This is a genomic window from Chitinophaga dinghuensis, from assembly GCF_003259435.1.
Lineage (GTDB): Bacteria > Bacteroidota > Bacteroidia > Chitinophagales > Chitinophagaceae > Chitinophaga > Chitinophaga dinghuensis.
The window spans coordinates 538533-553364 of the sequence record NZ_QLMA01000001.1 but is presented as its reverse complement, the minus strand read 5'-3'; the positions used below and the strand labels follow the sequence as shown (position 1 = coordinate 553364).

The following is a 14832-nucleotide window of genomic DNA, read 5'->3' as shown; positions in this document are numbered from 1 at the left end:
AAGTATAAATATAAATCAAAGATGCCCCAGATCATATACTTTCAGCCGAATTTTCTCCCGTACTTCAAACGGGCATTCCGCTCCGGGATGATAACGGTATATCGTATTTTTTGAGGTATCTATAGCCTGTCCACTGCTGAACCTGATTAATTTTTGCTTATCCGCACTCAATAAAAATCGCTGCGTATCATTTTTTCCCAAACCAGTGGCGCAGGTAATGTAGATGGTATCCTGTTGCTGCTTCCAGGTACCATAATCAATAGTAACGGACTTCCTGGATGCAGTATATGTCTCGAAATTAACACTTGTTATCATGCAGGACCCACTCTCGAATAATGCATAATCATACTGGTGAATAGTTTCATAAAAAAAACTACACCAACGTTCTTCACGAATATAATGTCTGACAGTATCTCCGGAGGATAATAGGGATAGAAGTAATAATAATTGCACGATGAAAACTAAAAAATAAAAGAGGTCCACCCAACAAGTGAACCTCTTTTTAACGTTTCATTTCGAAGACACGTGTCTCCCTAAAAACATAAAAAAACCCGGATTTGCAGTCCGGGTTTTGCTACTTTAATTTCTTGCTTTACGCATCGGGTTATCGCCGGTGCTGGCTCCTCTCGGAGCGGTAGTTGCCTTGAACAGCTCAAATTGTGACGGAGCTGCCTGACGAGGCCAACTGTTGTTATCTTCATCGATATCAGCTGTTTCGCGGAAAGGATCCAGTCGAACAGCTACTACCTGTTTATCTTTTGCAAATACTTTCGTTACCTGGAATTCATTTTTACGCCAGATGTAAGCCGGAATACGGTCTACTTCTTTAGTGCCATCAGCGAATGTCCACTCCAGAATAATAGGCATTACCAGACCGCCTTTGTTGTTGAAGGTCAGTTCGTAGAAGTTTTTCTTGCTGTCATACAGCTTCTTTTCTGCTGGCGTTAATGTGCTCATGTAGCTATCGAACGCTGCTTTGTCTTCTTTAGACACTGCAAAACGATCGTACTTGCTGTAGAAGTCTTGCAGACTGGTATCCTGATCCACGACATATTTCACGCCTGCTTCTTTATTACGACGACGGGCCACATGATCCATGTTCTTATCGTATGCAGTTTGAGCAGTTTGATTATTTACGGCAGGATTTTTAGAATCCATGCGATACCATTTCACGCTGTCGAGTGCAATATCGCAAGGCTCTGTTCCGAAGAACCAACCGCGCCAGAACCAATCCAGATCCACAGCAGAAGCATCTTCCATGGTACGGAAGAAATCTGCCGGCGTTGGATGTTTAAATGCCCAGCGGCGCGCATATTCTCTGAATGCGAAATCAAAGAGTTCGCGACCCATTACTGTTTCTCTCAGGATATTCAGTCCGGTAGCAGGTTTCGCGTAAGCGTTAGGTCCGAAGTTGATAATATTTTCGGAATTCGTCATGATAGGTTCCAGCTGATCTTTTGGCATTTTCATGTAATCCACGATTCTATGTGCCGGACCGCGACTGGAAGGGAAATTGCTGTCCCACTCCTGTTCTGCCATGAACTGGCAGAAAGTATTCAAACCTTCGTCCATCCATGTCCACTGACGTTCGTCTGAATTGACGATCATCGGGAAGAAGTTATGACCTACTTCATGAATGATTACGCCGATCATACCGTTTTTGGTAGCCTCAGAGTAGGTACCGTCTTTATCGGCGCGGCCATAGTTGAAGCAGATCATTGGATATTCCATACCGTTCGCCGCTTCCACGGAAATAGCCACTGGGTAAGGATAAGGAATGGTATGCTTAGAGTACGATTTTAGGGTATGCGCCACTACTTTGGTAGAATAACGGCGATACAGCGGATAGGCTTCGTGGCCGTAGTAAGACATTGCCATTACTTTGTTACCTTCTACATTGGTAGCCATGGCATCCCAAACGAGGCGGCGGGAAGATACCCATGCGAAGTCGCGCACATTGCTGGCTTCATATACCCATGTTTTAGTAGCGCCGGCATGCGATTGCATTGCTTTCTTTGCTTCGTCCAGGGTGACTACTTCCACAGGTTCTTTGCTGCTTTGTGCCTGCTGCCAGCGTTGGAACTGGGCGGGCGTCAGCATTTCTTTATAGTTCTGGCATTCGCCGGTACCGCCTACTATGTGGTCTGCGGGTACGGTCATGCGTACACGAAAATTACCGAAGGTCAATGCAAATTCGCCGGAGCCGAAGAACTGTTTGTTCTGCCAGCCCTGGAAATCGGAATATACTGCCAGTCGCGGATACCATTGGGTAATGGTATACAGGTAGTTTTTATCTTCCGGGAAGTATTCATAACCACCACGACCGCCAACCGTCATACGATCGGGGATTTTGTAGGACCATTCCACTTTGAAGCGGTATTTTTCGCCGGGCATAAGTGGTTTAGCCAGGTCGATGCGCATCATTGTGCTGTTGATCGTATATGGAGTAGCTTTTCCTTCTGCGTCTGTTACTTTCGCGATTTTCACGCCCAGGTCCTGATCCTCTTTGAGGATAGTATTGAGGGTGGCCATCGTCATTTTATCCGTCATGCGGCTGCCGTTGATTCCTTGCAGTTCGCTTTTGGCGTCGTGTTGATTTTCATCCAGCTGGAGCCAGATGTAAGTCAATGGATCGGGAGAGTTATTATAGTATGTAATTGTTTCTGCACCGGAGAGTTGCTGTTTGTCATCATCCAGGGTAGCGGAGATGTCATAATCGGCTCTTTGCTGCCAGTATTTAGGGCCTGGAGCGCCGGAGGCGGAGCGGTACATATTGGGCGACTGCAGCATGGTGCCCAGTTGCTCAAAGCGATTGCCATGGTTGGAGCCGGGATTATTCTGTGCATAGAGCGCAAAAGTGCTACCACAGAGGATTCCCAGCAGGAATAAACTTTTTCTCATAAACGGTATAAAAAAGACTAATTCAAATACATTGCTCTTGCTCCTTCGATCACCATTACCAGGGCGATTCCGAAGGCGCCGGAGGAAATACACATATTCCAGTCCCGGCGTTTCACCCCGGAGAGGTTGACGAAAGCTCCGGAGATGAGTAAAATAATCATTACGATTAAAACTTGTCCGCATTCCAGCCCCAGGTTGAACCCGAGCAGCGGCCCTACGATATTGGTTTGAGCCCCCAGCATACTTTTCAGGTAGTTGGAGAATCCGAGACCATGAATCAGTCCGAAAAACAAGGCATAGAAATAATTCAACTGCAATTTTTTCGGTTCACTGTCTTTCCGGATGATATTAGTGATGGCAGTAATACAAATGGTCACAGGTATCAGAAACTCAATGATATTACTGGGTATGCGAATGATATTAAGAACGCTGAGTGCCAGTGTGATGCTATGGCCGATGGTAAAAGCGGTCACTAAAATCAGCACCTTTTTCCAGTCATGCAGCAAATACATCGCACAAAGTGCTATAATAAATAATATGTGGTCGTAGGCGTCCCAATTAATGATGTGCTGCCAACCCAACTGAAAATACAAACCGTCCATTGCACCAAATTTGACTAAATTTGTAATTATATAACCAAAAAGTTAATTTTTCCTAAAAATTTTTTCCAGTGGGATTATTACTATGTAAATGGTGGATGGCCATGTGGTTGACGGCTATGCATCCCTTCTATGCCAGCGTTACGGAGGTTACACATAACAGCGCCAAAAACGAGCTTCAGGTAAGCAGTCGTATCTTCACAGACGATCTGGAAAATACCCTCAAAAAACAGTTTAAAATAAAATTAGATATCATTAAGCCGACCAACCGTAAGCAGGTAGAAGGTTATATCGCCACGTATCTCTCCCAACATCTTACCGTTAAACTGGATGGGAAAATAATTCCTTTGCACTTCATTGGTTATAAAATTGAAGAAGACGCCGTATGGAGCTTCCTCGAAGCAGATAATGTGCCTGCTCCTAAGAAAGTGGAAGTGAAAAATGATGTACTCTATGAACAGCATGCGACTCAGACGAATATGGTGCATGTGATTGTAGGTGGAAAAAGACAAAGCTACAAGTTAGATAATCCACAAGCCGTAGCGCAGTTCGGATTTTAGTAGCACAAAGATGGTTAGCGACTCCACTTACATTGTTTTCTTTTGAGAGGCAGTGGAAGACGTATTCCTGCTAATCCTCCTGTTTTTTTGATCCCCGGTTGAGAATAAACAACATTGAGGTGAATGAACAGCTCAATCCAATTATGCAAGTTCAGTAAAAACGTAGAGAGCATTTACCTGTTTTATGTGCAGACCCAATGGCATAGAGCTTTCGACATGTACTCCGATACCGTTTCTATGTTTACCATTCTTACGACTCCAATTATGCAACTTTCTTTTTCTGGGAGAACATAAAGGAAACCTTCCTGTTGCCTCACGGAATCTATACACCAGCGGAAGATAAAACCGTTCCTTTTTTGAAAGTGGATTGCTCTGAAAACATAAATCATCCAATGGATCGAATATTACATCCTCATTCTCTTGATTATTACTCATAAAGATGAGTATTTGAAGTAATTCTTATGCAATTGTAAATTACGCATTAAACAAACCCAAAAACCATCAAATAAAGGTTTTGAATCCCCGAACGAAAATGAACAGCGCAGATAAAAATGAATGGATCAAAATGATAGCTCCAACGGTGATAAACCATAACAACACACCACCAGGTTCATTACAAACAAAGTGATTTTAGAATGCCGTAGGGAGATGGTCAGTTAATCTTACGACTCCACTGATGCAGTTTTCTTTTGCGCGGAGGATATGGAAGAACCTTTCCAGTGTATCGGCGAACTCTCATCATCAGCGAAATATAAAATTTCTCCCTCCTGGTAAGAGGTGTATTAATAATAATTGGATCTAATTTTTGTAACAAATCGAAGTTTATCAAAGGTCTTTCCTGGTTATTGCTCATAAAAATTTTATTTAAAATATTTATCAATAAGCAGTTTCGCCGCTTCTTCAAAGATAGCCAATTTATTAGAATACAATCTACTGGGACCAAGTGTTTTTATATAATGGTTTACTAATTTTGTCTTGGACAGAAAAGAAATTTCACCCTTTAATCCAGCATCTTTTGAAAGCTTACACACATAAGCAACCAGATTACCTGCTACCCCTTCATACGCTTTCTTCTTTCCAAAATTAAACGGTGCATTTTCTATTAAATGCATATAATAATTATCGGGATCTCCGGTAAAACTTACCAATCCCTGAATCAGCCCTGGCTCCTGCTTTTTAAACAATGCATACACACTCCTATCTTCATAAGACAACTCCAATCTCCAGTCAAACCTCCACCCTTTTACCTTTCTAATCAACCCCCACTCTTTCATTGTAACCTGCTGCACATCCGTCTCAAAGTGAGTTCCGGTCTTACTACAAACAATACTATCTGTTAATTCATCAATTTCAATATCTATATAGTTTGGATTCCTTTTCATCACCGCAAATTATCAGGCAGATCAACCTGAAAACACGCGAATGAGCCTTTCTAATCCCCGAATGAAAATGAACAGAACGAATGAGAATGAACAGATCAGAATGATAAAAAAGCATCTGCTTTTGGAGAGATCACCTAAAAGGAAAGGCCGACTTCCCTCATAAAGAAGAGAAGTCGGCCTTCATCAAAATAATGTTTACTACTAATGCACGGGCGGTAGAATTGACTATGAAGACACCTTCTTCACCAATCTATCACACTTTACGCTGGAGCTATTTCGTGCTCGGCCAAATAACCGCAGCCAGCCCCGCCAATACAAAACAACACACTAAAAATCTAATGATATTAAACAAAGTAATACCCAGTTCTAAACGCTTCAATTCTTCTTTATCTGTCACTGTTTCTCTATATTTTTTTAACTCTTTTATACCAGTCCGACCATTCCAGGCACGTGGAAGCTTATCTCCCGCCGACCATTCTATATTAGTTACTACAATACCACTACAGATACTTAACGGAATCAAAACAACCCATGCCACAATAGCAATGATCGAAAAATAATTCATGTAAATATGGGTACAGGAATGTGAAATATTTATTTCCTGTTATCCACAAACTTCACCGGCTTTCTACTCGCCTCCGGGAACTGCATCTTCATAATCTCCGGCTGGCTGCAATAATGTATCTGCGGGATCACACGTAACTTCGCCTGCAGATAAGAACGTATCTTCCTATCCATTTCCTCCGATTCTTCCAACGGCCACAAATGCAATAATATCTCATCTGTTCCCAGTTCATTGGAATGGACCTCTACCACAAATTCCCTTACTTCTTCCATATCATTCAATAAATCGAATAATGCAGGCGGATACAAAGTAGTACCCTTGAATTTAATCATCTGCTTCTTACGACCTATCACGGGAGATAAACGTAATGTTTGTCGGCCACAACTACACGGCTCATCGTAATAACGACAAATATCTCCTGTCTTGTAACGCAACAACGGCATACCTTCCACACCTAACGTTGTAATTGTTACTTCTCCATCTTCACCAGGTCCTACCTGCTCATTATTTTCATTCAGTAACTCTACATACAATAATTCCGGATGATGATGTCCGCCCTGCCCCGCTCTGCACTCTGTAAAGGCAGTCTGCATTTCTGTGGAAGCATAAGTGGAATACAGCCGAATATCCCATTGTTCTGTAATCTTCTTGCCTAATACGTTCAGTGAGAAATCAGTATTGCGTATATTCTCTCCAATACATACTGCTTTCTTTACAGATGTACTGTTAATATCGATGTTATGTTCTTTAGCATAGGCGATCAGCTTCACTAAAAATGAAGGCACGCCTACAATAGTGGTAGGTTGTATACGTTGAATATTCTCCCATTGCATACTGGGCACGCCAGGGCCTACACGCAGTACGCCAGCGCCCAATTTGCGGATACCATTGTAATAGGCCATACCTGCCATAAACTGACGATCCAGCGTTAACATCAGCTGGAAAACATCACTGTCGGTACCATCTGCACAACAGAAAGAGATGTATTCATTGTAGCTTAAACGCTGTAAATCTTTTTCCGTCAATGCCAGAATTACCGGCCGGCCTAGCGTTCCGGAAGTAGTTGTATATTCTGCAATTTTACTTTTATCTACACAAAGAAAATCCCAGTTATATTCTTGCAAAGCTTCCTTCGTAACAGGAGGAATTTTCTTCACATCATCTAAAGTCCTGATACTATCTGCCTGTATACCATGCCGTTTGAACCAGTCTTTATAAAAAGGTGAAAACTGTTGCAGATAACCGATCATATGCAGGACTTCCTTCTCCTGGAAAGCCCGGATGGCGGTGGATGACTGTAGTTCAATATCGGGTATATACATAGTATTTTTGTTTAGTGAGACAAAGGTCAACTTTCCAGAATGACCATAGCTATGGCAGCCGTTTTTTCATGTGATAAGGAAACCCAGATATGCTTTATCTGTAGCTGTTCATAGCGTTTTTCTCCTTCTCCGATGAGAAACAATTCCGGTTTTCCATTGATATCATTCCTGATTTCTATCTCATTGAAATGAATACCTCCGTGGCCAAATCCTGTTCCCATGGCTTTGAGCAAGGCCTCCTTTGCAGCAAAACGGGCAGCATACGACTCAGCAGCATTCGTCTGCTGATCACAATAGGCAATTTCATGTGGGGTGAATACCAGGTTTCTGAACCCGGTACCTTTGGCCAGCCTTTCCGCTATCCTTTGAACATCCACGATATCTGTACCTATTCCGATAATCATACTGCACTATTTTTTCTGTAACGCCTGCTCACATTTCTCCAACTGTTTGCGAATATGGTTTTCCTCGCCTTTGGTAGCGATTACTTTTGTTAACGCGATGGCATAATATTTTTTGGCTTCATCATAGGTTTTCTTCTTGTAGAAATAATCCCCGATGATCCAGTAAGTTTGATACAATTCAGGATTGGTGTTGATAAACCCTGCCACATCCAGCGTACCGCCATTGGCTACCTGTTCCTTCATATGATGAAACTTCGTCCAGTTGGCAAAATCAGCTGTTTGCAGGAATGGATCTGCCGGTATATTCAACGTGGTATCATATACTTCATGATCCGTTTGCAGGCCTTTCATGCTGAATATCTGATTCAGGTCATACGCCACAAATTCTCCCATCTGGAAAGGCGCTGTAGATACCCATACCAGTTTCTTCTTCGGCTCAAATACAATTCCATGGTGCGCAATAAACTGGTTGATGGCTTTTTCATTTCCCATACCAATATTAGCATCATGCAATCCCTGACGATCACGCAGGATATTCACGGTATTCTGCACTGTATTCGGTCCGTTTCTTTTCATCAGTTCCGTCAGACGCTGATACCTATACTCAGAAGCACTTTCAGCTACCTGCAATTTATTGGAGGCCAACTGTTTCAGGGAATCGCCCTGGAAGTGATTCGTGCAGGTAATGAAATGTTGATTAGGACTGTATTTATCCATTCCTGTTGGCGTTTTCTCAATTACTACCGCTTTGTTATCATTGGCAGAACCAATCAGGAATGATTCAGATACAAACATTTTTCTTTTGCTGGCAATAGCCCAGGCTTCATCAATGGTTTTAGCGTATTGCAGGATTTCTCTTGCTACTAAAGATACCGGCGTTGCCGCTCCAAATGGAACGTCTGTTCTTGCCGCATTGATGGTAACAGTGAGACCCTGGTCGTTCATACCGGAAACTACTCCCGTAAAACCGCCCCAGGTGACAAACATAAAATTGTAACCTTTGTCCGGATGATAGAAGACAATCATCTTATCTTCCGCAAACTTATCTCCCATGTAGAAATCAAAGTTACGTCCGATGATCAGGTTACTGTCGGCCGACTGCTCATCCCAGGTGGCAAAGGATGTACAACCTACCAATGCCATTCCCTGCAATGCATGCCCGATATCATGTGCTGCATGATAGTTCATCAGGCGCTCATAGTTACTACCGATATAATCGTAGTTCGGAGAAGCGGAGAATGATTCTCCATAGATCTCTTCTTTGAATTCCTCCGGCACGTTATGGCTGAGGTCACGATTGAAGAAACCGATGAAATATTTCAGAAAATGTCTGTAAAAAGTAGATGGGATCATCTTGGTGATCTGCCCCACGAATACGTCTTCCTGGCGCTGGATCAACTCGGCAGATAATTTACCATTGATGACACCTCTTTCAAAAGGCGCTCCTTCCACATACATTTCGTACAGACCACTGTTGCTTTTGCGGAACCAGTTATTACCCAGTGTCCATGCAGTACTATTCAGCGGCGTACGCTGGAGTTTCAGCGCCTCCTTATTGGCAATATCAGGCGGCGTCATTTTACTCACCACTACCAGGTAAATAGCCAGGGCTATCAACAACACCAAAATACTTCCTATGATCCACAGGAATACACGTAGCAGCTTACTTAAAAAACTGCGTTTCTTCTTTTTCCCTCTGACGTTATATGTCTGTTGCTGATACATTGTTAATAGCTGTTACTAGATGTTCCATTCCCAGCAGTTCCGAGGCAGTGATGACACTACTCATCGTTACGCCAAGAATCCCGTGCAAGTTCAGATTTTGCCCTGTAAGATACAAATTTGACAGCTTGGTACGGGCAGAAATCATTGTTCTTAATGGATTGGCGGAATCTTTCATGACGCCATACATACTGCCATCTCCGGTGCCGATATAGTCGCGGTACGATAATGGCGTGGCCACATAGTACGACTGTATACAACTCCGGAAGTTCGGAAATCGCTTTTCTACGCAAGCGATCAGTTGCTCGGCTTTCTCCCGCTTAAAGGCCTCGTATGCCTCTCCCCGCGTATCTGGCTGAAGAACAGTATTGAACGTGTCTTTCCATGGTTCCATTTCTTCAAACCGCATATAGGTCATTATAGAAAGACTGTCGGCATACTGCTCATGCTGCGAACTGGCGGCTACATACATAGCATATGTTTCCGGCCAGGAATCAGTATGATACTCCACTCCTGCCCAGGCATTATCTGTGGCGTGGTAATAGTAATTGTAATTGAGATACGAGAAGGTACCCGGCTTCAGCACCACATTCAGTACAAAAGCACCGATGGAGTTCTCCAGGGTTTGCATCCTTGTTCTATAAGCGCCGCGAAGCACATCGCTATGGGTAATCGCTGTGGTTTGAGCCGGATGCAGGTTGGACACATAATGATCCGCTTTAACGCGTTTTCCATCTTGCAGCTCTATATAATCTACCTCCTGCCCCGCTCCTACGATGGCTCTTACGCCAGTGTTCCGGATAATTTCCCCACCATTCTCCGTAATACGACGCCCCAGCCATTTGGCGATCTGGGAGCCGCCATCCACACATTTCCAGGAACTCTGCATGTAACTGTTCAACACCAGCGCATGTACATATAAAGGCGTTTTTTCCGCTACGCCTGCATATAACAGGTTATTGCCCGCCAATACATGCTGTAAACGCTCATTGCTGGTCAGCGAACGAAGAAACTCCGCGGTATTATATTGCAATACCTCCTGCTTCTCTTCATAATTTCCCAGTCGCAGATTATATAGCGGGAATTTCCCACATATTTTCTTCACCATCCGGAAATACTCTTCCAGCGCAACTTTCTCCTCTGGGAAATCAGCTAACAGGGTATTGATAAAATGCTGTTCTCCCTGTGCCAGCCGATAAACCTTGCTGTCATCACTGAAACTGATATGGTCGAAACCATCCATATCCATACGTTTCAGCTTTAGCTTGTCAATAATTCCCAGGTACTTGAATACCTGGTACAAGTTTTCACCAGGAGCCAATCCGCCGATATAATGTACGCCGGAATCGAAAATGACTTTCTCTCTGGAATAGGTTTGCAGGCACCCGCCTATCTGACGGTTTTTTTCATATACACGTACACGATAGCCATTCATACTGAGAATGGCGCCGGTAACTAATCCACCAAGACCACTGCCTATGACGATGACCTCATTATTGTGCATACTGTTTTTGGGGGGATTTTCGGATAACAAAAATGACATTCGAAGTATAACGGGTATTGTCTATTTCCTCTGCTACAGCTCCATACTTCTTAATAATGCTACGTACGCCGGAAGCCGACAGGAAAGTCAATTCTTGTCTGCCCGTTTTATTAAAACCGAATACTTTTGTGGATAACCATTCGGTAAATTTCGTTCCTTCATGTCGCTGAGCGCGCTCCAGATCTCCATCACGCAAGATGATAACGCCCTCCGGCGAAAGATTCCGGATACACTGCTCCAGCAAGGTTTCCTGCTCTTCTGCGGTCAGGTAATGTAATACGTCGCTCAGAATAAATGCATCGTGCTGTTCCATCTCCATCTCTGCCACATCTCCCTGAATAAAAGTCAACTGAGATGATTTGCAGTAGTTATTATTGGCAGTGATGATTTTCTCTTCATCATGGTCTACGCCGGTGATTTGTCGGCCCGGAGCAAGCCATGCCAACATATAACTCATGGCGCCATATCCGCAACCAATATCCATGATCCGGCCTTCGCGGGGCAACAAGGCATCAAACTGCTGATAATTCCCTTCCATCCGCGTTTTAACGCGCATATACCACTCCAGCACCGGGCCTTTATAGATGTAGTTGTAGATCAGTTGTTCCCGGAAGTATTTAGGCGTTTCCATCTCCCTACGCAACAACTCATATTCTGCTTTAAAATATCGACTAATCGTTTTCGTACGTGCGCTATAGTTATCTCCCCAACTAGCATCATCCTGCTTGATTCTCGGAAGATATTTCAGGGTAATATGACCATCTTTCAACAGAAAATCTCCTTTCTGCATCGTATAGGCGGTACCGTGAATCAGGATAGGTAATACGTCCAGTCCCAATTCCTGCGCAATGTAGAAAGCGCCCTTATGAAAACGCTTGATATTCGGGTCCGGAGAACGGGTTCCTTCCGGATATACCATGATGGAATATCCCTCTTTTACGCGCGCTCTCAGTTTTTCAATAGCCCCTTCTGCACCATCCGCTACAGGGTAATAGTCGGCCAACCGCACCACTGCTCCAAATACCGGCGATTTCCACACCCATTGATTCGTCAGGAGAATCACTTTGGGATGAATCATAGTAGAGATCAGAATATCCAGGAACGACTGATGATTACTGATGATCACGGCAGGCGTATCCAGATTTTCATGCAACGGATTAATCACCCGTTTCTTCACATTCCCCATGATGTAAATCACAGAACGGGTATATTTCGATAATATCCAGTGATATAGATATTTGCCTTTCTCTTTGTTGAATGGATTTAATCTGATCAGTATCCAGCCTATTACTGTCATGATCAAACATCCCGTTGTAAAATAGAGGAAGGAGAATACAGAAAGCGCCCATCCTTTCAGCGTCCAGGGCGCATAGCCCTTACGGGTACGGTTTATAATCAGCCAGTTGAACAATACTGGTATCATTACCTGAGAAATCAATACCACCGTGCCGATACCAATTATAGATATCATAGCGATAGATTTCAGAGAAGGATGCTTCGCGAAAATGAGTACTCCCAATCCGAGTACTGTTGTGATGGCCGACAGGAAAATGCTGGATTTAAAACTGGAAATAGTTTTCTTTCCCGTTTTATATTCCTGCTGTAATCCATCCATCATGAATATGCTGTAATCGTCTCCCAGACCGAATATAAAGGTAGAGAGGATGATATTTACAATGTTAAATTTGATGCCCAGTAACCCCATGATACCTAATATCCAAATCCAGCTGATCGCCATTGGAATAAATGTAATCAGGGCCAGTTCTATACGGCCATAAGACAGCAATAAGGCCGCAAATACCAGCAGAGAGGTCATCCATGCAATGCTGTTGAATTCATCCCGGATCACATCTACCAGTCGGTTTGCTGCATATTGCTTATCCAGTACTGTCGTATGCGGATGATTGTCCAGTGCCGCATATACGGCTTTCTTCTGTGCAGGGTCTACTTTCAGCAAGGTCACCAGCGATACCGCTCCTTTCCGTTGCATGATATAATCCCCGAGGGAACCGCTTTTCAGGATGTCTATATCATCCGGATTCAATACCTGGTAATTCGTATTGAGCATGGATTCAAAGGAATCGAATGCCTTGGCACTAAAGCCGATGGCTGTTCCGTGAGAGCGCAGGTATTGCAGTACCTGTTGTTTTTTCTCTGGCGTCCAGTAAGCATTCCAGCGGGCAATGCGTTGCTGTTGCTCTTTGTCGGATAACAGTAACGACTGTACGCCAGCCACTTTTTTCACGGCTCCTTTCTGTTGCAGTTCATGAATAAGCGGCATCATTTGCTCCGTATGTTCCAACGCCGATTCCATGTTGTCGCCATCGGTTACAACATAGACAGACTGGGCCACATACGTATTGACACTGTTCAGATGAGCTTCTGCCGCCTGTAATTCGGGCGACATATAATTCATCCGCATCATGTCATTTTCAAAGGATACTTTATTGGCAGTGAAGAAAAAGAAGATAGTGAGTAGGAAGATGCCACCTACCAGCCATTTGTTTTTCTCCGGCTTATAAGCGGAAAGGCGGTCCAGCCAGTTATCCTGGTGGTGATGCTCCTGTGTTCCCGCCGGCTGTTGGCCGATAACGATCCAGTGTGGCAGGAAGATCAAAGAGAACAATGCCGCCCCTACGAGACTCATGGCAGCAAATAACCCCACATCATGCAGCATAGGGGATTTCACAAATTGCAGACAGAGGAAACCGCCTACTGTTGTAAAGCTTCCCAGCGTCATAGGGGTGGCCAGATCGCTGATTACTTCCCTGATATCCGGCGTATGACGGAAGTGATTAAATACATGCAGGGAATAATTCACCGCAATACCCAATACCACAGAACCTGCGCCCAGCGCAATTACAGAGATATGACCTTTAAATACGTATACCCATGCCAGTGAGAACAATGCACCGAAAATGACCGGTAACATCACTAATACCGGGGCTCTCTTTTTACGGAAAAACAACGCAATCAGCGCTACCAGTAATAAAATGGTTACACCTTGCGTCAGCATGGTATCCATGCGTAACTGTGTGGCATTACCAACACTTACTGCTGTGCCGCCAAAGTAAGAGGCATTAACTTGTGGATATTGCGTACGCAGGCTGTCCTGTAACTGATCCAGTGCCGCCAGAAATTTGGTGTTAATTTTCGTGGCAGTAGGAGGATTGGCAGGCGTGATGAATATCATCAGATGACGATGGTCTTTCGTCATCACATAATTATCATATAATTCAAACTGATCATCTGCCTGCAACTGTTGCAATTTCTTCACGCCAATCCAGGAAATACCCACCGGGTCTGCCTGTATCATCTTTTTCAGCACCAGGCCGGCAGGAGATATCAGCGTATTATAATCATATTGCAAAGAATGCTGTAGCGTGTCTGGCTGTATCAGCTGATCAATTCTGCTATAATCTTTTTCTTCCAGGAAGATGGGAAGATTGGATTGTATCAGATGCATCAGGTTCATGACTGTCGCATCTTCTACTTGTCCCTGGATAGTTTTGATATAGGGAGACAACCGTCCTCCGGCCTGCTCCGTAAACGCCGCAGCATAGGCGAGAAGACTATCAGGCATGGGCCCGGCAGCCGTATCTTTCTGCGAAATGGTAACAATGAGTTTATCGGCAAATTTGGAGTCCTGGAAAACCTGTTGCAGCTTATCCAGCTTTTTATCCTGGGGAAGAATTTTGGTGATATCTTCTTCCAGTTTCACCCTCGAAGCAAAAAATCCAACCAGCAGAAAGCTAAGGATAGTCGTTATCCATAGCCAGACTTTATGGCGTTCAAAGAAATTATAGATTGCTACGAAGATACTTGCCATTTTTT

The 14832-nt window shown here is 43.8% G+C and carries 12 protein-coding genes; 1 reads left to right on the top strand and 11 read right to left on the bottom strand.

Annotation, left to right across the window (positions count from 1 at the left end; all coding sequences use genetic code 11):
- Positions 1–15: 15 nt before the first annotated feature.
- The 3 genes from CLV59_RS02295 to CLV59_RS02285 all read right to left on the bottom strand — a co-directional run bounded on the left by CLV59_RS02295 (position 16) and on the right by CLV59_RS02285 (position 3503).
- Positions 16–453, bottom strand: a complete 438-nt coding sequence (locus CLV59_RS02295) for a hypothetical protein (RefSeq protein ID WP_146616111.1) — start codon at positions 451–453, stop codon at positions 16–18.
- A gap of 126 nt (positions 454–579) precedes the next feature.
- Positions 580–2901, bottom strand: coding sequence for a M1 family metallopeptidase (locus CLV59_RS02290; RefSeq protein ID WP_111590375.1), 2322 nt, complete (start codon positions 2899–2901; stop codon positions 580–582).
- Between the two features lie 17 nt (positions 2902–2918).
- Positions 2919–3503, bottom strand: a complete 585-nt coding sequence (locus CLV59_RS02285; RefSeq protein ID WP_111590374.1) for a HupE/UreJ family protein — start codon at positions 3501–3503, stop codon at positions 2919–2921.
- 68 nt (positions 3504–3571) lie between these two features.
- Here CLV59_RS02285 and CLV59_RS02280 point away from each other — a divergent pair, with 68 nt between their 5' ends.
- Positions 3572–4060, top strand: a complete 489-nt coding sequence (locus tag CLV59_RS02280) for a DUF6702 family protein (RefSeq protein WP_111590373.1) — start codon at positions 3572–3574, stop codon at positions 4058–4060.
- 141 nt (positions 4061–4201) lie between these two features.
- On the opposite strand, the gene CLV59_RS02275 is transcribed toward CLV59_RS02280, so the two are convergent.
- From CLV59_RS02275 to CLV59_RS02235, 8 genes are all read right to left on the bottom strand, one after another.
- Positions 4202–4495: a hypothetical protein gene (locus tag CLV59_RS02275; RefSeq protein WP_111590372.1), complete on the bottom strand. Its 294-nt coding sequence runs from the start codon at positions 4493–4495 to the stop codon at positions 4202–4204.
- A 425-nt stretch (positions 4496–4920) separates the two neighbouring features.
- A complete protein-coding gene (locus CLV59_RS02265; protein WP_111590370.1) occupies positions 4921–5442 on the bottom strand; it encodes a hypothetical protein in 522 nt (173 codons plus the stop codon).
- Between the two features lie 271 nt (positions 5443–5713).
- Positions 5714–6007 carry a hypothetical protein gene (locus CLV59_RS02260; protein ID WP_111590369.1) on the bottom strand — a complete coding sequence of 98 codons (294 nt, stop codon included), beginning with the start codon at positions 6005–6007 and terminating at the stop codon, positions 5714–5716.
- 29 nt (positions 6008–6036) lie between these two features.
- A complete protein-coding gene (locus tag CLV59_RS02255) occupies positions 6037–7329 on the bottom strand; it encodes a phenylacetate--CoA ligase family protein (protein WP_111590368.1) in 1293 nt (430 codons plus the stop codon).
- A gap of 26 nt (positions 7330–7355) precedes the next feature.
- Positions 7356–7733: a holo-ACP synthase gene (acpS, locus tag CLV59_RS02250; RefSeq protein ID WP_111590367.1), complete on the bottom strand. Its 378-nt coding sequence runs from the start codon at positions 7731–7733 to the stop codon at positions 7356–7358.
- A 6-nt stretch (positions 7734–7739) separates the two neighbouring features.
- Complete coding sequence (locus CLV59_RS02245; protein ID WP_111590366.1) at positions 7740–9458, bottom strand: C45 family autoproteolytic acyltransferase/hydolase; 1719 nt, start codon at positions 9456–9458, stop codon at positions 7740–7742.
- A complete protein-coding gene (locus tag CLV59_RS02240) occupies positions 9436–10959 on the bottom strand; it encodes a phytoene desaturase family protein (RefSeq protein ID WP_111590365.1) in 1524 nt (507 codons plus the stop codon). Before CLV59_RS02240 ends, CLV59_RS02245 begins: the two co-directional genes overlap by 23 nt.
- On the bottom strand, positions 10949–14827 hold the full coding sequence (locus CLV59_RS02235) for a trifunctional MMPL family transporter/lysophospholipid acyltransferase/class I SAM-dependent methyltransferase (protein WP_111590364.1): 3879 nt from the start codon (positions 14825–14827) through the stop codon (positions 10949–10951). Before CLV59_RS02235 ends, CLV59_RS02240 begins: the two co-directional genes overlap by 11 nt.
- Between the last annotated feature and the right edge of the window lie 5 nt (positions 14828–14832).